Here is a 23,454-nt window from a genome sequence, read left to right as displayed (position 1 = left end):
CTAATGTCCACGATAGGCCAAGCTCAGCAGAGGCTTGCATGGGCCCGTATGCCCTGATGGCCGCCTCGGTCCCGGATTCTCCCATTCGGGCGACTCCACCGTGTGCGCAAGGTCGGGGTGTTGAGGGCGGAGTCGATGGATTTCGGGGCAACCCACCGTCGCGCTCCGATGGGGCCTGGTTTTCCCCACTTATCGACTCCCCGGACGCGCCCTGGGGACAGCGTGGCGGTGGCGGAACGCTAAAGCGCTGACAACACAATCGAAATTTTCCGGGGTGGTGACGGAATCGGCCGCTGCGCCGCCCTGCCGGAACGGTTCGGCTCCGTCTTTCCATCACGGAGCGGGTCGGGCTCCGGCATGATCCGCGAGGGTCGGCGACGCGCTCGGGCCGCCACGGTAACGGGCTGTCCGGCCGCATGGCAGCCGAAGTCCCCACGGCCGACGGCAATTCGGCATCGCGCTTGCCCGAGAAAATGCTCTAAGAGTGCCTCACAAAACTCCCGGTCTCCGACCGTTCTCGCTCTGGCGATGACAGCGCGGCGGGAGCTTTGTGAGAGACACTAAGCATCCCCTCGGGGCGGGTGTGTCGCCCCGGACCGAGCGTCACGGCAGAGACGGGCCGACGATGAGCCGCAGCTATTTCCATCTTCATCTCGTCTCGGATTCCACCGGCGAGACCCTGATCAATGTCGGGCGCGCGGCGGCCGTGCAGTACGAGGGCATCTCGGCGATCGAGCACGTCTACCCGCTGGTGCGCTCGGGCGCGCAGCTCGAACGCGTGATCTCCGAGATCAAGGCGGCGCCGGGCCTCGTGCTTTACACGCTGGTCGGCCACGAACTGATCGAGCGCCTGGAGGAGGCCTGCCGCGAGACCGGCTCGCCGACGCTCAACGTGCTCCAGCCGGTGCACGCGCTCCTGCGCTCCTATCTCGGCGCGACCTCGACCGAGCGGCCGGGCGCCCAGCACATGCTCAACGCCGAGTACTTCAAGCGCATCGACGCGATGAACTTCACGCTGGCCCACGACGACGGCAACCTGCCGGCGGATCTCGACGAGGCCGACGTGGTGCTGGTCGGCGTCAGCCGCACCTCGAAGACGCCGACCTCGATCTATCTCGCCAATCGCGGGCTCAAGACCGCGAACCTGCCGCTGGTCCCCTCGATGCCGCTGCCGCCGAGCTTCGACCGGGTCAAGAAGGCGCTGATCGTCGGGCTGATCGCCAGCCCGGAGCGGATCGTGCAGATCCGCCAGAACCGCCTGCTCAGCCTGAAGGCCGACGACAACTCCTCCTATGTCGATCGGCAATCGGTCTCCGACGAGATCGCCGCCTCGCGCCGGCTCTGCGCCAAGTACCGCTGGCCGACCATCGACGTGACCCGCCGCTCGATCGAGGAGACGGCCGCCGCGATCCTCGATCTCTACCGTGAGCACCGCCTCAAGTTCATCGCGACCTGAGGCTCCGGCATATGGACGACGCCGGCCTCGCCGCGGCCGATCTGCGCGAGACCGTCCAGGCCGGGCGCGGGCGCTGCACCGATCTCAGCCTGTCCTACCGGGACTGGGCGCCTCCGCCCGAATTGCTGGTCGGCGCGGTGACGCCCAAGCTGCTGCGCGTCTACCACGAGCAGACCACCGTGCTCGGGACGAGCCTCTACGAATTGCCGGGGGCGGCGGTGACCGAGGAGGGCGTCGTGCTCCTCGACGGCGTGTTCCAGTACGCCGCCCAGCTCAACATCTTCTCCGTCAATTTCGAGGGGCATTTCCGCGCCATCGCCGCGCGGCTGCCGGATCTGCGGCGGGTCACGGTCGAGGAGCCGGTCGTGCTGCTGACCGGCATGGGCCATCAGATGTACGGCCACTGGCTGGTCGATTTCCTGCCGAAGCTGTTCCTGCTCGACCGGGCCGGCCACGACATCACGCGGCTGGCCTACCTCCTGCCCGCCGACACGCCGCGTTTCGCGCGAGACTGGCTTGGCCTCCTCGGCATCGGAGAGGACCGCCTCGTCGTCTACGACCGCACCCGCGATCTCGTCGTCTGCCGCTCCCTCCTCGTGCCGACGGCTTTGCGCTTCATCAGCCGCGCCTCGCCGCTGATGCGGCAGGCCCGCCGCTTCCTTCTCGAGCGCGCGGCGCCCGCCGCTCGCTGGCGGCCCCTGTGGCGGCCGCGCCGCCGGCGGGAGAAGCCGGGGAGCGAAAAACTCCTGATCTCCCGCTCGGACAATGCCGATACGCATAACCGGCGCACCCTCGCGGAGCGGGCGGCGTTCGAGGAGAAGGCGGTGGCCCGCGGCTTCACCCCCGTCCGGCCCGAGCGGCTGAGCGTGCCCGAACAGATCGCCCTGTTCCGCTCGGCCGGCACGATCATCGGCGAGTACGGTTCGGGGCTGCACGGTTCGCTGTTCGCGCCGCCCGGCACCACCGTGGTGGCCTTGCGCGACAACGGGCTCGAACTTGGCTTCCTGCAAAGCTCGATCGACCACACGCTGGGCCATGCCAGCGGCTATGTGATCGGCTCGGAACGATCGGAGGAGGGGTTCTTCTCGGTGGCGCCCGAGGATATCGACTTCCTGTTCGATTGGCTCGACTGGCGCGGCCTGCGCTGACGGAATCATTTTCGACGTGAACGCTTCCCCCCTCTGGCTTGCGCCCGCACCGCTCCTTCTCGCCTCGGCGAGCGCCACCCGGCGCGATCTCCTGACGGGGGCCGGCCTGCCGGTGGAGACGGCGCCCGCGCGGATCGACGAGCGCGCCTTGGAGGCCGAGGGCGGCGCCCTGGCCCCGGTCGAACTGGCGCGGCGGCTCGCCCAGGCCAAGGCGGAGGAGGTGGCGGTCCGCCATCCCGGCCGCGTCGTGATCGGCGCCGACCAAGTGCTCGAATGCGAGGGCCAGATCTTCCACAAGCCCGCCGACCTCGCGGACGCGCACGCCCATCTCGCCCGGCTCCAGGGCCGGACCCACGCGCTGCATTCGGCGGTCGCGATCCGGCGCGGCGGCAGCGCCGAGGATTTCGTCGAAACCGCGCGGCTGACCCTGCGCCCCCTCGATGCGGGCGCCATCGACGCCTATCTGCGGCTCGCAGGCGCGGCGGTCACGGCTTCCGTCGGCGCCTACCAGCTTGAGGGGCTCGGCATCCACCTGTTCGAGCGGGTCGAGGGCGACCATTCGACGGTTCTCGGCCTGCCGCTCACGCCCCTTCTCGCGCGGCTGCGGGGCATGGGCCTGCTGGCGTTCTGACACGGCGAGGGACGATGGACGACCACCGGCAGGATCATCGGCACGCCCACGCCCATCCGGATCACGGCCACGATCATGCCGGGCATGAGCATGACCACGGTCATGGACATGGGGGGCTTGGGCATGGCGGGCTCGGGCACGTCCACGCTCCGAAGAATTTCGGGCCGGCCTTCGCCATCGGCATCGCGCTGAATCTCGGCTTCGTCGGCGTCGAGGCGGCCTATGGCTGGCTCTCGAATTCCATGGCGCTGGTGGCCGATGCGGGCCACAACCTCTCCGACGTGCTGGGACTTGCCGCCGCCTGGATCGCCGCGGTGCTGGTGAGGCGGGCGCCGTCGGCGCGCTTCACCTACGGCCTGCGCGGCTCCTCGATCCTGGCCGCGCTGTTCAATGCGGTGGTGCTTCTGGTCGCGACCGGCGGCATCATCGTCGAGGCGGTGCAGCGCTTCCTCGAGCCGGCCCCCGTCGCCGGCACCACGGTGATGGTGGTGGCCGGCATCGGCATCCTCATCAACGGTTTCACCGCCTGGCTGTTCGCCTCGGGCTCCAAGGACGACATCAACATCCGCGGCGCCTATCTGCACATGGTGGCCGACGCAGCGGTCTCGGCCGGCGTGGTGCTCGCGGGCCTCGTCATCCTCGCCACCGGTTTCGACTGGATCGACCCGCTGGTGAGCCTCGCCATCGCCGCGCTCATCATCGCCGCGACCTGGGGGCTCCTGCGCGACAGCGTGGCGATGTCGCTTGCCGCGGTGCCGCCCGGCATCGACCCGGAGGCCGTTCGCGCTTATCTCGCCGCGCGCCCCGGCGTGCGCGGGCTGCACGACCTGCACATCTGGCCGATGAGCACCACCGAAGTCGCCCTCACCGCCCATCTCGTGATCGCCGACGCGGCGCCCGACCGGCTCTTCCTCAAGGAGACGGCGGACGCGTTGCGGGCGCGCTTCGGGATCGGTCACGCCACCCTTCAGATCGAGATCGAGGGGCAGACCGCCTGCACGCTGCCGACGAGCTGCGTCGCGTGATGCCTCTCGACTTTCCCAGCAGGTTTCCATGACAATTAGGGCCTTCGTCGTCGGCCATCCGATCCGGCATTCCCGCTCGCCGCTGATCCACGGGCACTGGCTCGCCGAGCACGGCCTTGAAGGCAGCTACGAGCGCCTCGACGTGGCGCCGGAGGCGTTCGAAGCCTTCATCCGCGGGCTTCCGGCCTCGGGATTTGCTGGCGGCAACGTCACCATCCCGCACAAGGAGGCGGCCTATCAGTTGGCCGATTCCCTGACGGAGCGGGCCAGGACGATCGGCGCGGTGAACACGCTGATCGTCGAGGGCGACCGCGTGCGCGGCGACAACACCGACGCGCCGGGCTTCATCGCCCATCTCGACCACAGCCTCGGGCAGCGTTGGCCCGAGCGGACCGGCGGGTCCGCCCTCGTGCTCGGCGCGGGCGGCGCGGCGCGGGCCATCGTCGTCGGGCTGGTGGAGCGGGGGCTCTCGGTCCGCGTCGCCAACCGCAGCCCCGAGCGGGCGCGGGCGCTCGCCGAACTCGATCCCGAACACATCGAGGCGCTGGCCTGGGAGGCCGTGCCGGATGCACTTTCCGACACCGGGCTTCTCGTCAACACCACGTCGCTCGGCATGGCAGGCCACCCGCCGCTCGACCTCGACCTCGCCCCGCTCCTGGACCGCGCGGCGGTGGCCGACATCGTCTACGTGCCCTTGGAGACGAAGCTACTCGCCGCGGCGCGGGCGCGGGGGCTCGCGGCGGTCGACGGGCTCGGCATGCTGCTGCACCAGGCGGTGCCGGGATTCGAAGCCTGGTTCGGCCTGCGGCCCGAGGTGACGCCGGCCCTGCGCCAAACCATCGTCGCGGATCTCGTCGCGAAATGAACGCGCCTGAACACCCCCGCCCGCCCGTGGTACTCGGCCTCACCGGCTCGATCGGCATGGGCAAGTCGGCCACCGCCGCGATGTTCTCCACCCGCGGCGTGCCGGTCCACGATTCGGACGCGGCGGTCCACGCCCTCTACGGGCCGGGCGGCGGCGCGGCGCAGGCGATCGGCGAGGCCTTTCCGGGCACCCTGACGCCGGAGGGCGGCGTCGACCGGCCGGCCCTGCGCAAGGCGGTGCTGGGCGATGCGGAAAAACTCGCCCGGCTGGAAGCGATCGTACATCCGCTGGTCCGGGACGAGAGCCGCGCCTTCCTCGCCCGCAACGCCGGGGCGCCGCTGGTCGTCCTCGACATCCCGCTCCTGTTCGAGACCGGGGCCGACGCCCGCTGCGACGCCGTCCTCGTCGTCACCGCCCCGGCGCCGGTGCAGCGCGCCCGCGTGCTCGCCCGCCCCGGCATGACCGAGGACGCCTTCGAGGCGATCCGCGCCAAGCAGATGCCGGATGCCGAGAAGCGGGCGCGGGCGGACTACGTGATCGATACGAGCCGCGGGTTTGCACACGCGGAGGCGGAGGTGGAGCGGATCGTCGAGGAACTGACCAGCCGAACCCGCTGAAGGGCTCTGCGGGTTAACGCATCCTTCGCGAGCTGCGCGCAGGCTGTTCACCTGCATCGGATCGGAAAAAATGCTGCGCGAGATCGTCCTCGATACCGAGACCACCGGCACGGAGGCTCGAAACGGCGACCGGCTCATCGAGATCGGCTGCGTCGAACTCATCAACCACGTCCAGACCGGCGAGACCTTCCACCGGCTCATCAACCCGCAGCGGGCGGTGTCCGAAGGGGCGTTCGCGGTGCACGGCATCTCGGATGCGATGCTCGCCGACAAGCCGGTCTTCGCCGAGGTGGTCGATGCCTTCCTCGAATTCTGCGGCGATGCGCGGCTGGTGATCCACAACGCGCCCTTCGACGTCGGCTTCCTCAACATGGAGTTCGCCCGGCTCGGGCCCGCCGCGCCGAAGCCGATCGCGCTGGAGGACGTGGTCGATACCCTGCTGCTCGCCCGCCGCAAGCATCCGGGCGCGGCCAACAACCTCGATGCCCTGTGCAACCGCTACGGCGTGGACACCACCCGCCGCGTCAAGCACGGCGCGCTGCTCGACGCGCAGATCCTGGCCGAGGTCTATGTCGAATTGCTCGGCGGCAAGCAGACCACCCTGGGGCTCAGCATCGCCGAGCCGGTCGGGACCCTGGCGCTCGGCGCCCTGACCGATTCGGGTCCGGTCGGCCCGCGGGCGATTCGCAGTCGCCTCACCGAAGGTGAGCGCTTGCGGCATGACAGCTTTGTCGAGAGCCTCGGAACAAACGCCATTTGGCGGGAGTACATGGAGCCGTGACCCGATGCCCGCGGCGGTGACCGCACCGGAAACGATCCGTTAAGTCTTTCTCGGCGTGCGGTCTTTGGGTTCGAATCGCCCGTCCTTCGGCCGACGCGGCGCCAGCGGAACCGCTCCCACCTCATCGCCTGCCTTGCTGCGATGCAAAAAACTTCATCTTGCGGTGCAGCATAAGCCTTCCCATACCTGCCCTATGGCTGGCGCAGGGATGTCGCGCGATGATGGACGTGATTCAGGAGACACGGCCGGATGCTCCGATCGCCGTGAGGCTCGGCGCCAAACCCGGCGACCATGAGAAGATCACGGTCAATCTCGGCTTCGTTGATCTCGGGCATGTCGATCTGCTCGTGTCCGAGGGCGTCTACGCCAACCGCAGCGACTTCATCCGCACGGCGGTCCGCAACCAGATCGAGCGCCACGCCGACATCACCCGCCAGTCGGTGGCCCGCAAACCGATCGAAGTCGGCCTGCGCCGCTACGGCCGGGCCGAACTGGAAGCGGCGCAGGCGGCGGGGGCACGGCTCGATATCCGCGTCCTCGGCCTCGCCGTCATCGCCGACGACGTTCCCGCCGACCTCGCCAGTGCCGCGATCGCCTCGATCGAAGTGCTCGGCAGCCTCCAGGCGAGCCCCGCCGTGAAGCGGGTGCTGGCCGACCGTCTGCCCTGACCCTCTGGAAATCCCCCTCGTGACCCGCTGCGCTCGCGCGCGCCCGTCGCCGACCCGGAAAGCGAGACCCGCATGACCGAACGTCACAACGCCTTCTTCACGGATATCGCCGAGGCCACCCGCCTGACTCAGGCCGGACGGTTCGGCGAGGCGACCGCCCTGATCCAGCGCAGCCTCGGTGGTGCGGACCTGTCCGCCGAGGGGGCGCGGCCGGCCGATGCGTCGCCCGCCCCGCAGGGGACGCATCGGCTCGAAGGCCCGGCGACCCGGCTCGATCCGGAGGTGGATGCGACCCGGAATGCGGATCACGCCACGCTGCTCCCCGAACGGCTTCGCGAGAACATCGACCACGTCATGCAGGGCCTGCGCTCGCTGGCTCCCTCGCTGAACGGGCTGACGGGCGGTGGCCAGCAGGCGCCCAGACCCAACGGTACCGAACCCGACGGGGCCGAGTCGGAGGGCGGCCCGTTCGTCGAGCGCAGCTTCTCCAACGCCGCCGGGGCGCGGGACTACAAGCTGTTCATCCCGAGCCCGCGGAGCGGACCGCGCCCGCTGCTCGTGATGCTGCACGGTTGCAGCCAGTCGCCGGAGGATTTCGCGGCGGGAACGCGGATGAACACGCTCGCCGAGGAGGAGGGGGCCTACGTCGCCTATCCCCGCCAGACGAGCCGGGCCAACGCGCAGAAGTGCTGGAACTGGTTCGAGCCCGGCGACCAGGGCCGGGAGATGGGCGAGGCCGGCATCGTGGCGGGCCTCGTCCGCGCGATCTGCGCCGAGCATCCGATCGATCGCTCCCGCATCTACATCGCCGGGCTCTCGGCGGGCGGGGCGGCGGCGGCCAACATCGCCCGGGCCTATCCCGACCTGTTCGCGGGCCTCGGCGTGCATTCGGGTCTCGCCGCGGGCTGCGCCCGCGACCTGTCCTCGGCGCTCTCGGCGATGCGGGTCGGCGCGCCCGGTGCGGCTGAGCCGGGGGGCGCGGCCGGCTTCGGCGCCGGCGCGGTGACGCAGAAATTGCGGGTGCCCACCATCGTCTTCCATGGCGAGGGTGACGGCACCGTCCATCCCCGCAACGCCGACGCCGTGCTGGCGCAGGCCGGCATCGACGCCCTGACGCCGCGCCAGGAGGGCGGGATCAACGGCCGTCACAGCTACACCCGCATCCGCTACGCCGACGAGGCCGGCCGCGTTCAGGTCGAGGCATGGTCGGTGCAGGGCGCGGGCCACGCGTGGTGCGGCGGCAGCCCGGCGGGCAGCTACACGGACCCGAACGGGCCGGATGCCTCGCGCGCGATGCTCGATTTCTTCCTCAGCCACAGCCTGACGGGCGGCCAGGGTTGAGCCAAGGCCGGAGCATCGTCCCGAAAGCCGGTCCTCACCGTTCGGGGCGATGCGCCAGCGCGGCCGCAAGGCCGTCGGGGAAGAGGACGGCGCCGTCCGGAAGGGCGCTCGGCCGGAGCCAGCGCGCGGTGCAGGCCGTGCCGTCATCCTCGCTGAAACGGATCACGTCGCGGTCGTAGAGGGCCGCGTCGTGAAGGCGGATATCGGCCGCGAACACGATCTCGTGGCCGAGCGCGCCTTCGTGGCGATAGAGGTTCTCGAACACCGTCCAGGGCCCGGTTATCGTCACGCCGCAGCCCAGCTCCTCCCGAAACTCCCGGTCCAGGGCCTGTTCGCGGGTCTCGCCGAAGGCGACGCTGCCGCCGGGCGGACGCACACCCTTGATCCGGCCGCGATCGTCGAGGACCTCGACGGCCAGCAGCGCGTCCCCGCGCCAGGCCAGCCCGATCACCTTGACGCGGATCTGTTGGGGTGGGCGCCAGGTCGTCATCGGTGTCCGGTCTCTTCGTGATCGCCGTCGCGAGGGGGCGGTGCGGCGTCTTCGGCCTGCCACCGCATCGCGGCTTCGGCCAAGCCCGATCGCAACTCTTCCCAGGCCGCCGCCTCGACCGCAAGCGCCGCCGCCGGAGGGCGCGGCAGAACGAGCGCGGCGGCGAGATCGCCCGCGGCGAGGCTCAGGCCCCGGTATTGCGCGAAATTCGCGAAGGTGACGTCGAGCCCCGGCGGCTCCGCCACGACGCTGCCGACGGCGAGATGTTCGAGCGGCACGGTGAGGCCGCAGCGCAGGGTCTTGGACAGCGCCTCCTTCAGGCACCAAAGCCGCGTCAGCCGCTCGGCCTCCGGCGCGTCGAGCCGGGCGGCGATGTGCCGGCGCTCGGCGGCAAGGGTCTGGCGCGTCAGCAGCGCGACGTTGGCCGGCTGAATCCGCTCCAGATCGATCCCCATCGGGCAGGCCTCGGGAAAGGTCACAGCCACGGCGACCGGGCCGGCATGGGACAGGCTGATGCCGAGGTTTTCGACACCGGTGCCGGAGAGAATCGGCTGCTCCAGCACACCCGGCCGGATCGCCAGATCCCGCGGGTCGAGGTCGGGCCGAAATGCGGCGAGCGCGCATTTCGCCGCGTAGCGCCCGATCAACAGGCCGTGGCGGCGGCGGGCATGGAGCCGGTCGGTGAGCAGCGCCTCCTCGTCCGCGTGAAGAAAGCCGCCGCGATGGGCGTCGAGCCAATCGAGCGATGCGCTCGCGAGCGCCAGGGTGGCCTGCATCGGGCCGGTCCGGGGTGCCTCGAGCGTGAGACGCAGGCTCCGCACCAGCGGGACAGCGGCCTCCGCACCTGCCGCGCTTTCGGCGCTTTCCTCACCCGTCATGGCCGCCCGTCCGCCTCTCTTGCCTCAGCCAAGAAGGAAATGCGCCATCTCCGCAATGCGAAAGCGCGTGCTGGCCGCCCTCGTCCTGAGCGGCTTGCCGCTGGTCCCGACGCCCGCTCTGGCCGCCGAGCCTTCCACGCGGGTCGCCGCCGCGGTCGAGCAGGCCTATCGCCCGCTCCTGAAGGCTTACGACGTGCCCGGCATCGCCGTCGCCGTCATCCGCGAGGGGCATTCCACGGTCTTCGCCTTCGGGCTCGCCGACCGGGAGCGGCAGCGGCCGGTGACGCGCGACACGCTGTTCGAGATCGGCTCGGTCAGCAAGACCTTCACGGCGACGCTCGTCTCCTATGCGGAGGGGCTTGGCCGGCTCTCGCTCGCCGATGCGCCGAGCCGGTTTCTGCCGGAGCTGCGGGGCAGCGCGCTCGATCGCGTCAGCCTGCTCGATCTACGGCACCTACAGCGCGGGCGGCCTGCCGCTGCAATTTCCCGATGCGGTGGCCGACGAGGCGGCGATGATCGCCTACTTTCGCCGCTGGCAACCCGCCGCGCCGCCCGGGACGCAGCGGCTCTATTCCAATCCCAGCCTCGGCCTGTTCGGAGCCGCCGCCGCCGCGGCCATGGGCGGCGACTTCGCCGACCTGATGGAAACCCGGCTGTTTCCGGGGCTCGGCCTGCAGCGCAGCTTCATCCGCGTGCCTGCGTCGGAGAGCGAGCGCTACGCCTGGGGCTACGGCAAGGACGGCACGCCGATCCGGGTCGATCCGGGCGTCCTCGACGGAGAGGCCTACGGCGTCAAATCCAGTGCTGCCGACATGATCCGCTTCGTCGAGGCCAATCTCGACCCCACCCGCCTCGACCCGCCGATGCGGCAGGCGGTTCAAGGCACGCAGATCGGGTATGTCAGGGTCGGCGGGATGGTGCAGGGGCTCGGCTGGGAGCAGTTGCCCTATCCGATCTCGCTGGAGCGCCTTCAGGCCGGCAATGCCGAGCCGATGCGGTTCGAGGCGCAACCCGCCGCCCGGCTCGACCCGCCGCAGACGCCGACGGAGATCACGCTGTTCGACAAGACCGGCTCCACCAACGGCTTCGGCGCCTATGTCGCCTTCGTGCCGGCCAAACGCATCGGCCTCGTCATGCTGGCCAACCGCGCGTTTCCGATCCGAGCGCGCATCGCGGCGGCGCACGCGGTGCTGGAGGCGTTGGCGGCCGAGGAGCCCTGACCCGTCACCGCTCCCGGTCGTAGCGGAAGGCGTGCGGCACCCGCGGCATGCCGATGGCCTCGTAATAGCCCTCGATGCCGGGCGCGGCGGTGAGTAGCAAGGAGGCCTCGGGGCCCACCGCCGCCCGGGTCTCGTCGATCAGCCGGCGGCCGATGCCGAGGCCCTGGCAGTCGCGGGCGACCGCGAGGGTGGCGAGATAGGCGCAGAAGGCGAAGTCGGTGAGCGTGCGCGCGACGCCGACGAGGCGCCCGTCGCGCCGGGCGGTGGCGATCAGGTCGGAGCCTCGCAGGATCCGATCGAGCCGTTCCCGGTCTGCCGCGGGCCGTCGGGGATCGAGGCCGGATTCGACGAGAACCTCTTCGAAGGTCGCCGCGTCGAGATCCGGCTCGAGCCCGTAGACGAGGGCGCCGCTCACCGCAGGCTCACGCCTCGGTGGCGAAGCGGCCGTGGCAGTGCTTGTACTTCTTGCCCGAGCCGCAGGGGCAGGGCTCGTTGCGGCCGACCCGGCCCCAGGTCGAGGCGTCGTCGGGCTTGCGCTCCAGCACGGCCGCGTCCGTCGAGAGTTCGCGCGCGGCAAAGCCGTAGGCGCCGCCCGCCCCGCCGTCGCTGCCGGAGCCGGCAAAGGCGAACTCGTTCTCGCCGGTCACCGGGTCGCGGTGCTCGGGGAACATCGGCGGCAATTGCGGCTCGCTGAAGCCGGCGCTCTCGAACCCGCCTTCGGCGAAGCCCTCCGGCTGCTGCTGCATGATCTCGACATGCGAGAGCTGGGCGGTCACCTGCTCGCGCAGGGCCGTGACGAGGCCGTTGAACAGCTCGAAGGCCTCGGACTTGTACTCGTTGAGCGGGTCGCGCTGGGCGAAGCCGCGCCAGCCGATCACCTGCCGCAGGTGGTCGAGGGTGACGAGGTGTTCGCGCCAGAGGTGGTCGAGCACCTGCAGCACCACCTGCTTCTCGACATAGGTCATCACCTCCGCGCCGTTGCGCTCGACGCGGGCAGCGTAGGATTCGTCGGAGGCCTTGCGCAGGCGCTCGCGGATCTCCTCGTCGGCGATGCCCTCTTCCTTGACCCAGTCCTCGATCGGAAGGTCGAGGCCGAGCACGTCGAGCGCGCGGTGCTTCAGCCCTTCGGCGTCCCACTGCTCGGCATAGGCGTTCTCGGGGATGTGGGTGGCGACGAAGTCGTCGATCACGCCGTGGCGCATCTCGTCCACGGTCTCGCGCACGCTGTCCTGGCCCATCAGGTCGCGGCGCTGCTCGAACACGACCTTGCGCTGGTCGTTCATCACGTTGTCGTACTTGAGCACGTTCTTGCGCATGTCGAAGTTGCGCGCCTCGACCTTCTGCTGCGCCTTCTCGATCGCCTTGTTGATCCAGGGGTGGATGATCGCCTCGCCCTGCTCCAGGCCGAGCCGCTGCAGCATCCCGTCCATGCGGTCGGAGCCGAAGATCCGCATCAGGTCGTCCTTGAGGGACAGGTAGAATTTCGAGCGGCCGGGATCGCCCTGGCGGCCGGAACGGCCGCGGAGCTGGTTGTCGATGCGCCGCGATTCGTGGCGCTCGGTGCCGATGATGTAGAGCCCGCCCGGCAGATCCTTCTTCCGGCCCGCCTCCGGATCGGCCTTCTCGCCCGAGGCCAGCACCTTGGCGCGGTTCTCGGCGATCTCGGCCTTCAGCGCTTCGATCGCGGCGTCGCGCTCGGGGCCCTCGGGCATCTGCCCGAGTTCCTTCTCGATGCGCATCTCGAGGTTGCCGCCGAGTTTGATGTCGGTGCCGCGGCCGGCCATGTTGGTGGCGATGGTGATGGCGCCGGGCACGCCGGCCTCGGCCACGATGTAGGCTTCCTGCTCGTGGAAGCGGGCGTTCAGCACCGCGAAGCGCTTGGTGACCCGGTTCTCGCGGGCGGCCTTGTAGACGTCGGTGAGCGCGTTCGGGTCGGAATAGTCGAGCAGGGTGTAGCCGGCCTTCTTCAGGAGTTCGCCGATCAGCTCCGACTTCTCGATCGAGCCGGTGCCGACCAGGATCGGCTGGTGGCGGGCATGCGCCTTGTCGATCTCCTTGATGATCGCCTCGTACTTCTCCTCGACCGTGCGGTAGACCTCGTCGTCCTCGTCGACGCGCTCGACCTCCTTGTTGGTCGGAATGTCGACCACGTCGAGCTTGTAGATCTCGGCGAACTCGTCGGCCTCGGTCGAGGCGGTGCCGGTCATGCCGGCGAGCTTCTTGTAGAGGCGGAAGTAGTTCTGGAAGGTGATCGAGGCGAGCGTCTGGTTCTCGGGCTGGATCGTCACCCGCTCCTTGGCCTCCAGCGCCTGGTGCAGGCCTTCCGAGTAGCGCCGGCCCTGCATCATGCGGCCGGTGAACTCGTCGATGATGACGACCTCGTCGTTCTTGACGATGTAGTCCTTGTCGAGCGTGAACAGGGTGTGGGCGCGCAGCGCCTGGTTCACGTGGTGGACGATGGTGACGTTGTGCGCGTCGTAGAGGTCGCCCTCCTTGAGGATGCCCTCGGCGCGCAATTCCTCCTCGATGAACTCGTTGCCGGCTTCCGTGAGCGAGACCTGCCGCTGCTTCTCGTCGAGGTCGTAATGCTCGGGGGTGAGCCGCGGCATGACCGTATCGACCGCGACGTAGAGTTCCGAGCGGTCGTCCACCGGGCCGGAGATGATCAGCGGCGTGCGCGCCTCGTCGATGAGGATCGAATCGACCTCGTCGACGATGGCGAAGTGGTGCCCCCGCTGCGTCATCTGCGAGAGCTCGTACTTCATGTTGTCGCGCAGGTAGTCGAAGCCGAACTCGTTGTTGGTGCCGTAGGTGATGTCGCAGGCATACGCTTCCTTGCGCTGCCCGTCGTCGAGCCCGTGCACGATGGTGCCGACGGTGAGCCCGAGGAAGCGGTAGACCCGGCCCATCCACTCCGCGTCGCGCGAGGCGAGGTAGTCGTTGACGGTGATGACGTGGACGCCCTTGCCCTCGAGCGCGTTGAGGTAGACCGGCAGCGTCGCCACCAGGGTCTTGCCCTCACCGGTCTTCATCTCCGAGATGCCGCTCTCGTGCAGCACCATGCCGCCGATCATCTGCACGTCGAAGTGGCGCTGGCCGAGCACGCGCTTGGCCGCCTCGCGCACCGTGGCGAAGGCGGGCACCAGCAGGTCGTCGAGGCGGGTGCCGGCCGCGAGCTGATCGCGGAATGCCTGCGTGCGGGCGCGCAACTGCTCGTCGGAGAGGACGCTGATTTCCGGTTCGAGGGCATTGATGGCCGCGACGCGTGGGCGAAAACCCTTGACGCGGCGGTCGTTGGACGAGCCGAAAATCTTCTTGGCGAGGGCACCGAGCATCGTGAACCTGCGGTCGTGAGGTCGTCGCGGGCGGCATTTTCGGGCGCCGCCGGCCTGTGTTGGGCGGGCTTATAGAGGTAAATATCCGCAGGCGCATCCGGTAGTGCCGGACCGGACAACCGGGAGGTCGCCCGGCTCTGTCTTTTGGCCGGCCTCCGTCGCCGGCGCCCGCCTCCGCGGGCTCAAACTTTCGCTCCGCTCGACGCGTTTCAGGACCCGAAGTCCCTGAAAAGCCCGCTCCGCGCGGCGCTCTTCGCGCCCGACAGGCGCTGCCATCGCTCTTCGCGCGACGGCCTCATCGACCCGCGGTCACGAGACCGCGCGGCCATCAAGGCCACGCTTGCCTTTGGCCGGAAGAGGTTCCACCTGTGTCGCGCTTCGCGGCGCCTGCCGCATTCCCGACGAGCCCCGCGGGACGAAGCCGGACGGCGTAAAGACCGGCCCGGCGGGGATGACGCCCAAGGAACGACGCTTCCGATGCCGATTTCGTTCTCCCTCCGGCGCGCGAGCGCCCTCGCGCTGATGCTCACCCTGCCGGGCGCCGCCCTTGCTCAGGCGCCTGCGGGCCAGAAGACGCCCAGCGCGCCCGCTCCCGTCTCGGCGGCGGTTCCGCCGGAGACGGTGGTGGCGCGGGTCAACGGTCAGGCGATCACCGCCGCGGACCTCGCGATCGCCGCCGAGGATCCGGCGCTGTCGCTGCCGGGCGTCGACGAGGGGGCCAAGCAGAACCTGCTCGTCGATTACATGGTCGATCTCAAGGTCGGCGCGCAGGCCGCCGAAGCTGCCAAGGTCGGCGACGCGCCCGAGTTCAAGCGTAAGCTCGCTTATTTCCGCGATAAGCTCCTGCTCGACGACTACCTCGAGCGCGAGGCCAAGAAGGCCGTGACGCCCGAGGCCGCCAAGGCGCTCTACGAACAGACCGTGAAGTCGATGAAGCCCGAGGAGGAGGTGCGGGCCCGTCACATCCTCGTCGAGAGCGAGGACGAGGCCAAGAAGATCGCCGCACGCGTCAAGGGCGGCGAGGATTTCGCCAAGATCGCGGGCGAGGTCTCGAAGGATCCGGGCTCCAAGACCGAGGGCGGCGATCTCGGCTGGTTCAGCCAGGAGCGGATGGTGAAGCCCTTCGCCGACGCCGCCTTCAAGATGACGCCGGGGCAGGTCTCCGATCCGGTGAAGACCCAGTTCGGCTGGCACGTGCTGCGCGTGGAGGAGAAGCGGACGAAGCCCGTGCCGACCTTCGACGAGATGAAGGAGCAGATCGACCAGTACCTCACCCGCAAGGCGCAGCAGGACACGATCGTGAAGCTGCGCGAGGCGGCCAAGGTCGAGCGCGCCGGCAGCGGCTCTGCGCCTGCGGGGGGCGAGACCAAGAAGCCCTGAGGGAATGAGCAGAGGCCGGCTGGCACATCGCCATGCGTCGGCTGCATGTCGGAGCTTCGGTATCTGGTATACCAGATACCGAAGTGCGGTGCGATATAGGCTTCATCGCAACGCAGCAACGGACCTGCCCGCCATGATCGCCCTCGTCGTTCTCGCCGCCGCCATCGCCAACGTGATCTTCGTCGTGATGCTGGCCGAGCGTTTCGGCTCCGAGGGCGGCGTGCATGCCTCCGCTGGCGAAATGACCAGCCTCCGGGCCCCCGGCCGCGCTCCGGCTGCCGCCGTCAGGCTGGCCAACGAGAACATCGCCGTCACCGCGACCAAGATCGCCGCCTGACAGCGCTTCCACTCCGCACGATCAGAACCGCCCCCGCGCCGCCCGGCCGGGGGCGGTTTCTTTTTGGGCGATCTGCCTCCCTCGATCGATCGTAGTGCCGGCTCGCCCGAGGGGCCGCGTGATCGCATCTTCTCTCGCCACGTCAGGCTTCGAGCGACCGGCATGCGGATCGGACGTCCGGTCTTCGAGACTTTTGCCTTTGGGGTGCGCCGTAGTGGCACTTCTCGCGGTCTTGGGAATTGACGGCGCAGCTTTCGTCTCCTCCGCAAGGCGCGACGCCCATGCCTGCCGTTCCAGCTTGGCTGATGCGTCGTGAGACGCTGCTTCTGGCGGCGACCCTGGCGATCGGGGCCAGCCTCGGCATCGCTTGGTATCTGCTGCAAGCGACGGTGCTCACGATCGCGGTCGCGCCCCGTGACGGCACCGAGCCGGAACTCATCAAGGCCTACGCCGATGCCCTCGATACGGGCCACGAGAATATCCGCCTGAAGATCGTTTCGTTCGATGATGTGCGCGAGAGCGCCGCCGCCTTGCAGGACGGGCGAGCCGATCTCGCGGTGGTCCGGCCCGACGTGCTCTTGCCGACCAACGGGTTGACCCTCGCCATCCTGCGGGACCAGGCGATGATCATCGCCTCGCCCTCCCAATCCGGCATCAAGAGCTTCCCGAAGCTCGCCGGAAAGCGGCTCGGTATCGCCGCACACCGCGATGCCGACTTCTCCCTCCTGAACAACATCCTCGGCTATCACGGCCTTGCCCTCGACACGCAGCCAGCCGGCGGGCCGGTGCGCGAGGGCACGGTCCATCTCGTCCGGATCGACCAAGACGCCGTCGCTGCTGCCTTCAGGGACAAGCGCATCGACGCCTTCGTCAGCATCATCGCGTCTTCGGCCCCGAAGGCGCTGGCCCTGGTCGGCGCCGTGCGCTCGGTCGCCCGCAACGGCAAGGTCGAGTTCGTGGCGGTCGAGGATGACGGGGCGATCCTCGAGCGCTTCCCGCGGCTCCAGGCGGTGACGATCCCCGGCGGCCTGTTCGCGGGCGACCCGAAGCTGCCGTCCGATGACGTGAAGACCGTGGGGGCCTCCTACCGGCTGATGGCGCGCGCTTCCCTCGGTCGTGTCATCGCGGCCGATGTCACACAGCAGCTGTTCGAGAAGCGCACCGCCGCAGCCGTGAAGACGGATGCCGCAGAGTACGTGCAGGCACCGGCCTACGACACGACGGCGGCAGCGACGAGCGCACGCATTCCGATCCATCCCGGCGCGATCGACTACTACGAGCGCGAGCAGCACGGCTTCGTCGATCGCTACGGCGACACGCTCTATCTACTGGGCGCCCTGGCCGGCGGCCTGTTCTCGGCGCTGGCTTGGCTGCGCCAGCGCCTGTCCAGCCTGCGCCGCGAGCGGATCGACGAGATCATCGACCGATTGCTGGAGGTGACCGAGCAGGCACGCGCGCTGACCGATCCGGCCGCCATCGAGGCGCTCAACGTCGAGGTCGACCGGCTCGCAACGGAAGCGGTGCGCTATGCTCGGGAACGGGAGCCGAACGACCGGACGATGGCCGCGGTCTCGATCGCCATCGACACAGCGAAGGCGACGATCGCCGACTGCCGGAACCTCGCGGTCCCTGCCGAAGATCAGGCTTCCCCTCGGATCCTCAGACCGGTTCGCAGGCATGGACCGGACGCCTGACGGGGCCGGGGACCGCAATCATACCAAATCTGTTTGATCCCTTCGGGATGGCGGATTTGGGCTTCGGCGGGATCCCATCGCGCTGGCGCGATGGGGTACCCTCCTCAGGCGCCGCGCGGGCTGAGCGATACGGTCCCCGCTTGGATCGAGCGGAAACCGTATCAGGCGTTCACGCCGGGCCGGATCGAAAGCAGCTTCTCGCCGCGTCAAACTGGCGCGATGTCAATTCCCATCCAGCCGCCAGTCGATCGGCGCGCGGCCCTGCGCCGCGAGCCACGCATTCGCCCGGTCGAACGGGTGCGAGCCCGGAAAGTCGCGGGCGCGGTTGAGCGGGGAGGGGTGACCCGAGGCGATGATGCCGTGACGGCCGGTGTCGATCAGCGCCTCGCGGGCGCGGGCCTGGGCGCCCCAGAGCAGGAACACCGCCGGCTCGTCGCGGGCCGAGACGGCTTTCACCGCCTCGTCGGTGAGCTGCGCCCAACCGAGCCGCAGATGCGCACCGGATTTGCCGGCCTCCGTCGTGAGCGCCGCGTTCAGAAGCAGGACGCCGCGCTCCGCCCAGGGTGTGAGGTCGCCGGTCGAGAGGTCGGGCGTCTCCCCCTCGGGCGCGAGTTCGGCCAGGATCACCTTGAGCGAGGCCGGCAGGCGGCGCGGGCCGACATAGGAGAAGGCGAGCCCGTTGGCGTCGCCCGGCGTGGGGTAGGGGTCCTGGCCGAGGATCACCGCCTTCACCGCGGGCAGGGGCGTCAGCGTCAGCGCACGGAAGATCGCGGCGGGCTCCGGTAGCACCGTCGCCCCGGCCGCGACGCGCGCCTCGACCTTTTTCGCAACCCGATCCGCCGCGCCCTCCCGGAAGAAGGGCAGGTCGAGCCAGGGGGAGCCGCTGGCGCGAAACGCGGCGAGTGCGGCCTCGACGGGTCCGGTCACGTGAAGTCCCCTCTCATGCCGCTTTTCACGGCCGCACCCGAATTCGCCCGCCGGCTTCGGCCGGCAGCGGTGTGTGGGCCCGGATATAGGCCATCGCCTCGTTGGCGAGCAGCCGCCCGTCCGTGCCGCCGATCAGGACGCGGCCCCGGGCCAGCATCCCGTAATCGTTGCCGCCGCGCAGCATGAAGTCGTTGGCGGCCACGCGGTAGATGCGGGCGTCGTCCAGGGGGGCGCCGTCGATCGTCGCGGACACGACGCGCCGGCCGGGCGGCGCGTTCGGGTCGAGCGTCACCACCATTCCGGAGAGTTGCAGGAACCGGCCCGAGGGGCGGCCGAGATCGCGAAATCCGTTCTCCAGGGCCTCGCGCAGGGTCGCCCCGTCGATCGCCACGAGCACGGTGGTGTTGCCGAAGGGCAATTCGCTGAGGATGTCGCGCCGGGTGAGCGCCGTGCCCGCCGGGTAGAGCCGGTCGCCGCGGATGCCGCCGCCGTTCATCAGGCCGATCTCGGCCTCGGTCCCCACCCGCACCGCGTCGGCGACGAGATCGCCGAAGCTCGCTTCCCGCACCCGCACCGAGGTGATCCGGCTGTCGAGCGCGCCTTGCGTCGTGCCGATCACGACGTCGAGCTCCCGCGACAGCTCACCCCTGAGCCGGCGCACCACGGCGAGCGTTTCCGGATCAGGCGTCACCTCGGCGGTGTCGTGGATGCGGAAGCCGGCGCGCCAGCGCACCGAGCCGTCGGCCTTGGCCGTGACGAAGACGTCGACCGCGGTGACGGAGTGGGCGTCGTGGCTCGATTCGACCATCACCGTCTGCCCGTCGTCGCGCACGACGAGGTCGTGATCGTGGCCCGAAAGCAGGATATCGACGAGGCGCGCCCGCACGATCGCGTCGTCGGTCACCCGCGCGGTGTGGGCGATGCCGACGATCATCTGCGCGCCGGCCTTGCGCAGGGCGTCCGCTTCGCGCGCCAGCGTCTCGATCTCGGGGCCGAAGCTGAGGTTGCCGGATTGCGATTTTTCCGGCGTCGCCTGCAGGGCGATGCCGACGAGGCCGACGCGGATGCCGCCGAGTTCGATCAGCCGCGTATCCTCGATGCCGGGCAGCGTTTGGCCGTCGGCCCCGCGCAGGTTGGCGGCGAGGAAGGGGAAACGGGCCTCGTTCCGTCGCTCGGCGAACACCTCGGGGCCGAAATCGAACTCGTGGTTGCCCGGCACGAACACGTCCGGCGGCGCCAGATTCAGCAGTTCGACGATATGCGCGCCCCGGTCGAAGCCCGACATCAGCGAGGGCGAGAAGCTGTCGCCGGCATGCGCGTAGAGCAGTGGCACGCCGCGGGCGCGCTCGGCCTTCACCACCGCATTGAGCCGGGCAAAGCCGCCGCGCCCCTCCACCGCGTCCATCGCGTAGATGTCGTTGACGAGGAGCAGGGTGAAGGTCGGCGTGCCGGCAAGCGCCGCACCGCTGCCGGCTGCGAGAAGCCCGGCGCCGAGCCCGGCGACGGTCTCGCGGCGGGTGGGGCGCATCGGCGCCTCAGCGCTTGGCGAGCCCGTCCTTGCTCATCCCGTCCCGCACCGCCTTGGCGTTGCGCCGCAGCGCCGGCCAGATCCAGGCGCCCGAGGCGAAGTAGAGCCCCGCCGACATCGGCTTCAGATCGATGGCGAGCCGGTCGGCGAGACCGGGATTCGTCAGCGGCACGGCGGGCGCATCGGTCTTGCGGTAGACCACCGTGGTGTCCTCGCGCCAGTAATCGGTATGCGGCACGAGCCCGGCGCGGCGGGCCAAGAGATCGAAGGTCTCGCGCACGTAGCCGTGGACATGGGCGAAGTGGAAGCGCTCGTGCGGCGGCTTGCCGGTGGCGGCCATGTTCGGCACCGCCGCGTAGAGGATGCCGTCGGGCTTCAGCCAGCCGGCCAGCCGCTCCATCGTCTCGGCCGGGTTGCGCAGATGCTCCAGCACGTGGTGGGTCGAGATCACGTCGAAATGGCCGGCGGGGAAGCGGTTCGGATCCTCGGCCTCGTCGAGCACCTCGACGCCGTGATGTGTCCGGGCAAAGGTCGCGTAGTCGCGGCCGGGCTCGACGCCGATCACCTCGCAGCCGCGCCTTTTGGCCTCCGCCAGGAACTCGCCCGATCCTGAGCCGAAATCGAGCAGCTGCGCGCCGGGCTTCAGCTTCGGCGCCAGCAGGTCGGCGCGGAACGTCGCCTCGCGGGCCGAGCGGTTGAGGTGGTGGCGCGGCGGCCCGCCCGCGAAGGCGAGCTGGTAATCGGCGCGGTAGGCGGTCGAATAATATTCGGCCAGCTCGTCCGGCGTCGGCATCGGGTCTGTGCGGATCAGGCCGCATTGCAGACAGGCGATCGAGCGCAGGGTCTTGAGCCGCCGGTCGGTCTCGGCCACGGTGACGGCGTCGCGACATCCGCACAGGTTGCACGCGGCCGGCGCCCCCTCGTAGGGATAGCCGGTGAACGGCACGAAGTGCTTCAGGAAGTAGCGGGGGGACGGCATGTCGCGCTGGCCTCCGGAGCGATTTCGGGCAAAGGGTTTGCCGAGATTCGGGCCGGACGCCCCGCAAGAGTGTTCTCTTTCGGGTGAGTCTCGGCCTTGAAAAGCCGCCTGCTCTAGATCGAACGGCCGGTCCGCACAACCGGATCGCTTGCCGCATTGAGGGAGGCGGGGAGCCCGTGACCGGAAATCCGATGAACGAACGCGTCGAACCCCAAACCCTCCTGCGCGATCCCGTGCCGGTCGCGCCCACCGCCCTGCCGCCCGACCACCCGGCGGTGCGGACTGGCCGCGTCGGCGTCCTGCTGATGAATCTCGGCACCCCCGAGGGCACGAGCTACTGGCCGATGCGCCGCTATCTCAAGGAGTTCCTCTCCGACCGCCGGGTGATCGAGGTGCCGCGGCTGATCTGGTGGCCGCTCCTCAATCTCATCATCCTGACCAAACGGCCGGGGCCGAAAGGCCGCGACTACGCCAGCATCTGGAACAACGAGCGCGACGAAGGCCCGCTCAAGACGATCACCCGCGGCCAGTGCGAGAAGCTCCAGGCGGCGATGGGCGATTCCGTCGTGGTCGACTGGGCGATGCGCTACGGCAAGCCGGAAGTGAGCCTGCGCATCCAGGCGCTGCTGGACCAGGGCTGCGACCGCATCCTGCTGGTGCCGCTCTATCCGCAATACGCGGCGGCGACCTCGGCCACCGCCTGCGACCAGGCCTTCAAGGCCCTGATGCAGATGCGCTGGCAGCCGACCGTGCGGGTCTCAGCCCCCTACCACGACGATCCCGTCTACATCGAAGCCATGGCCCAATCGATCCGCGAGGGGCTGGCCAAGCTCGATTTCGAGCCGGAGGTGATCCTCACCTCCTTCCACGGCGTGCCCAAGAGCTACCTGCTCAAGGGCGATCCCTACCATTGCCAGTGCCTCAAGACCGGCCGGCTGATCCGCGAGGCGATGGGCTACTCGCCCGAGCGGATGCGGGTGACCTTCCAGTCGCGCTTCGGCAACGAGGAATGGCTCAAACCCTATACCGACGAGACCGTGCAGGGCCTGGCCAAGGCCGGCGTGAAGCGCATGGCGATCGTGGCGCCGGGCTTCACCGCCGACTGCCTGGAGACGCTCGAGGAACTCGACGGCGAGAACCGCCACTATTTCGAGGAGAACGGCGGCGAGAAATACGCCTTCATTCCCTGCCTCAACGACTCCGACCTCGGCATGCGGGTGATCGAGAACGTGGTGCGGCGGGAGTTGCAGGGCTGGATCTGACCGGGCGCGAAGAACGCCGCGCAGGGTCCGTCGTGATCCGGCGCGGCGGTTCGCCATGCTGCGGACGCGCTCAACCATGGCCCTAACGTTGCCTTGCGCCCCCTCGGAACGCATGCTAGGCGACAGCCGCGCCGCGGGGAGACCGATCAAGGCCTTCCGAGCCCGGTGCAATTCCAATCCCCACGGGTCTCACGCTTTCGCCGTCACAAGGCGAGTTCGAGCATGAGGGGCCGGCGGGCAAGGACAAGAGAGAGCGACGGGTGGCGCAGAACGGTTCCGAGGGTCCCCTGTTGGCCGGTGTGGCGGGCCGCTACGCGTTGGCCCTGTACGAACTGGCTCACGATCAGGGTCAGGTCGATGACGTCGCGAAGAACCTCGATGCGTTCGACGCGCTCTATCGCGAGAGCGACGACCTGCGCCGCCTCGTGAAGAGCCCGGCCTACTCGGCCGCGGAGCAGACGGCTGCCATGGGCGCCCTGCTCGATCGGGCGGGGATCTCGGGTCTGGCCGCCAACTTCATCAAGCTCTCGGCAGCCAACCGCCGCCTCTTCGCCCTGCCGGGCATGATCCGCGCCTATCGCGAGAAGGTGCGTGAATCCAAGGGCATCATCCGCGCCGAGGTCCGCGTCGCCGAGAAGCCTTCCGACGCAGTGATCGAGGACATCAAGGCCTCGCTGCGCGACGTCGCCAAGAGCGAGATCGATCTCGATCTCCACATCGACCCGAGCCTGATCGGCGGCATCGTCGTCAAGATGGGCTCGCGCATGGTCGACGCCTCGCTCCGGACCAAGCTCAACAGCATCCGCCTCGCCATGCGGGAAGCCCGCTGAGCGGTCTCAAGAAGACCCTCGCGAACCTCCCGACAGCCGAACAGACAGCCCCAGACCTTTAA

General features: G+C 69.5%; 21 protein-coding genes and 1 pseudogene. 15 read left to right on the top strand and 7 right to left on the bottom strand.

Annotated elements, in window-relative coordinates; all coding sequences use genetic code 11:
- Nucleotides 1–625 precede the first annotated feature (625 nt).
- From E4V01_RS02625 to E4V01_RS02585, 9 genes are all read left to right on the top strand, one after another.
- On the top strand, nt 626–1,456 hold the full coding sequence (locus E4V01_RS02625; RefSeq protein ID WP_060769161.1) for a pyruvate, water dikinase regulatory protein: 831 nt from the start codon (nt 626–628) through the stop codon (nt 1,454–1,456).
- A gap of 11 nt (nt 1,457–1,467) precedes the next feature.
- Nucleotides 1,468–2,604 (top strand): DUF563 domain-containing protein, encoded by a 1,137-nt coding sequence (locus tag E4V01_RS02620; RefSeq protein ID WP_135297302.1) that lies wholly within the window; start codon nt 1,468–1,470, stop codon nt 2,602–2,604.
- Between the two features lie 16 nt (nt 2,605–2,620).
- Nucleotides 2,621–3,235, top strand: coding sequence for a nucleoside triphosphate pyrophosphatase (locus tag E4V01_RS02615; RefSeq protein WP_135297301.1), 615 nt, complete (start codon nt 2,621–2,623; stop codon nt 3,233–3,235).
- A gap of 14 nt (nt 3,236–3,249) precedes the next feature.
- Complete coding sequence (locus E4V01_RS02610; RefSeq protein ID WP_135297300.1) at nt 3,250–4,260, top strand: cation diffusion facilitator family transporter; 1,011 nt, start codon at nt 3,250–3,252, stop codon at nt 4,258–4,260.
- A gap of 28 nt (nt 4,261–4,288) precedes the next feature.
- Nucleotides 4,289–5,125 carry a shikimate dehydrogenase gene (locus tag E4V01_RS02605; protein ID WP_135297299.1) on the top strand — a complete coding sequence of 279 codons (837 nt, stop codon included), beginning with the start codon at nt 4,289–4,291 and terminating at the stop codon, nt 5,123–5,125.
- A complete protein-coding gene (gene coaE, locus E4V01_RS02600) occupies nt 5,122–5,742 on the top strand; it encodes a dephospho-CoA kinase (RefSeq protein WP_135297298.1) in 621 nt (206 codons plus the stop codon). The genes E4V01_RS02605 and coaE overlap by 4 nt, the downstream gene beginning before the upstream one ends.
- Nucleotides 5,743–5,812: 70 nt before the next feature.
- The gene (dnaQ, locus tag E4V01_RS02595) at nt 5,813–6,523 is read left to right on the top strand and encodes a DNA polymerase III subunit epsilon (RefSeq protein WP_135297297.1); all 711 of its coding nucleotides are present in this window, start codon (nt 5,813–5,815) and stop codon (nt 6,521–6,523) included.
- Nucleotides 6,524–6,741: 218 nt separating this feature from the next.
- Complete coding sequence (locus E4V01_RS02590; RefSeq protein WP_135297296.1) at nt 6,742–7,191, top strand: CopG family transcriptional regulator; 450 nt, start codon at nt 6,742–6,744, stop codon at nt 7,189–7,191.
- Between the two features lie 72 nt (nt 7,192–7,263).
- A complete protein-coding gene (locus E4V01_RS02585; protein ID WP_135297295.1) occupies nt 7,264–8,532 on the top strand; it encodes a PHB depolymerase family esterase in 1,269 nt (422 codons plus the stop codon).
- A 34-nt stretch (nt 8,533–8,566) separates the two neighbouring features.
- On the opposite strand, the gene E4V01_RS02580 is transcribed toward E4V01_RS02585, so the two are convergent.
- Together E4V01_RS02580 and E4V01_RS02575 are read right to left on the bottom strand one after the other, a co-directional pair.
- A complete protein-coding gene (locus E4V01_RS02580) occupies nt 8,567–9,022 on the bottom strand; it encodes an NUDIX hydrolase (protein ID WP_135297294.1) in 456 nt (151 codons plus the stop codon).
- Nucleotides 9,019–9,900, bottom strand: coding sequence for a 4'-phosphopantetheinyl transferase superfamily protein (locus tag E4V01_RS02575; RefSeq protein WP_135297293.1), 882 nt, complete (start codon nt 9,898–9,900; stop codon nt 9,019–9,021). The genes E4V01_RS02580 and E4V01_RS02575 overlap by 4 nt, the downstream gene beginning before the upstream one ends.
- Before the next feature lie 55 nt (nt 9,901–9,955).
- Here E4V01_RS02575 and ampC point away from each other — a divergent pair.
- Nucleotides 9,956–11,120, top strand: a pseudogene (ampC, locus tag E4V01_RS26650) (class C beta-lactamase).
- A gap of 4 nt (nt 11,121–11,124) precedes the next feature.
- Here the strand turns inward: ampC and E4V01_RS02565 are convergent.
- Nucleotides 11,125–11,535 (bottom strand): GNAT family N-acetyltransferase, encoded by a 411-nt coding sequence (locus E4V01_RS02565; RefSeq protein ID WP_135297292.1) that lies wholly within the window; start codon nt 11,533–11,535, stop codon nt 11,125–11,127.
- Between the two features lie 7 nt (nt 11,536–11,542).
- Complete coding sequence (gene secA / locus E4V01_RS02560; protein ID WP_060769148.1) at nt 11,543–14,455, bottom strand: preprotein translocase subunit SecA; 2,913 nt, start codon at nt 14,453–14,455, stop codon at nt 11,543–11,545.
- A gap of 477 nt (nt 14,456–14,932) precedes the next feature.
- Between secA and E4V01_RS02555 the strand changes: the two genes are divergently transcribed.
- The 3 genes from E4V01_RS02555 to E4V01_RS02545 all read left to right on the top strand — a co-directional run bounded on the left by E4V01_RS02555 (nt 14,933) and on the right by E4V01_RS02545 (nt 17,866).
- Nucleotides 14,933–15,835 (top strand): peptidylprolyl isomerase, encoded by a 903-nt coding sequence (locus E4V01_RS02555; RefSeq protein ID WP_060769147.1) that lies wholly within the window; start codon nt 14,933–14,935, stop codon nt 15,833–15,835.
- Nucleotides 15,836–15,968: 133 nt separating this feature from the next.
- Nucleotides 15,969–16,172, top strand: a complete 204-nt coding sequence (locus tag E4V01_RS02550) for a hypothetical protein (RefSeq protein WP_135297291.1) — start codon at nt 15,969–15,971, stop codon at nt 16,170–16,172.
- A gap of 281 nt (nt 16,173–16,453) precedes the next feature.
- Nucleotides 16,454–17,866, top strand: coding sequence for a TAXI family TRAP transporter solute-binding subunit (locus E4V01_RS02545; RefSeq protein ID WP_135297290.1), 1,413 nt, complete (start codon nt 16,454–16,456; stop codon nt 17,864–17,866).
- A 222-nt stretch (nt 17,867–18,088) separates the two neighbouring features.
- Here E4V01_RS02545 and E4V01_RS02540 read toward each other — a convergent pair whose 3' ends face one another.
- The 3 genes from E4V01_RS02540 to E4V01_RS02530 are packed head-to-tail and all read right to left on the bottom strand — an operon-like array spanning nt 18,089 to nt 21,300.
- Nucleotides 18,089–18,793, bottom strand: a complete 705-nt coding sequence (locus E4V01_RS02540; RefSeq protein ID WP_135297289.1) for a uracil-DNA glycosylase — start codon at nt 18,791–18,793, stop codon at nt 18,089–18,091.
- Nucleotides 18,794–18,818: 25 nt separating this feature from the next.
- The gene (locus tag E4V01_RS02535) at nt 18,819–20,321 is read right to left on the bottom strand and encodes a bifunctional UDP-sugar hydrolase/5'-nucleotidase (protein WP_135297288.1); all 1,503 of its coding nucleotides are present in this window, start codon (nt 20,319–20,321) and stop codon (nt 18,819–18,821) included.
- 7 nt (nt 20,322–20,328) lie between these two features.
- Nucleotides 20,329–21,300, bottom strand: a complete 972-nt coding sequence (locus E4V01_RS02530; RefSeq protein ID WP_135297287.1) for a bifunctional 2-polyprenyl-6-hydroxyphenol methylase/3-demethylubiquinol 3-O-methyltransferase UbiG — start codon at nt 21,298–21,300, stop codon at nt 20,329–20,331.
- Nucleotides 21,301–21,491: 191 nt separating this feature from the next.
- Here E4V01_RS02530 and hemH point away from each other — a divergent pair, with 191 nt between their 5' ends.
- Nucleotides 21,492–22,562 carry a ferrochelatase gene (hemH, locus tag E4V01_RS02525; RefSeq protein ID WP_060769141.1) on the top strand — a complete coding sequence of 357 codons (1,071 nt, stop codon included), beginning with the start codon at nt 21,492–21,494 and terminating at the stop codon, nt 22,560–22,562.
- A 260-nt stretch (nt 22,563–22,822) separates the two neighbouring features.
- Nucleotides 22,823–23,392 carry a F0F1 ATP synthase subunit delta gene (locus E4V01_RS02520; protein ID WP_135297286.1) on the top strand — a complete coding sequence of 190 codons (570 nt, stop codon included), beginning with the start codon at nt 22,823–22,825 and terminating at the stop codon, nt 23,390–23,392.
- Nucleotides 23,393–23,454: the final 62 nt, after the last annotated feature.

The organism is Methylorubrum sp. Q1, assembly GCF_004683995.1.
Taxonomy (GTDB): domain Bacteria; phylum Pseudomonadota; class Alphaproteobacteria; order Rhizobiales; family Beijerinckiaceae; genus Methylobacterium.
Note: the sequence above shows the minus strand (reverse complement) of the source record. Positions and strands in the feature narration are given on the sequence as shown.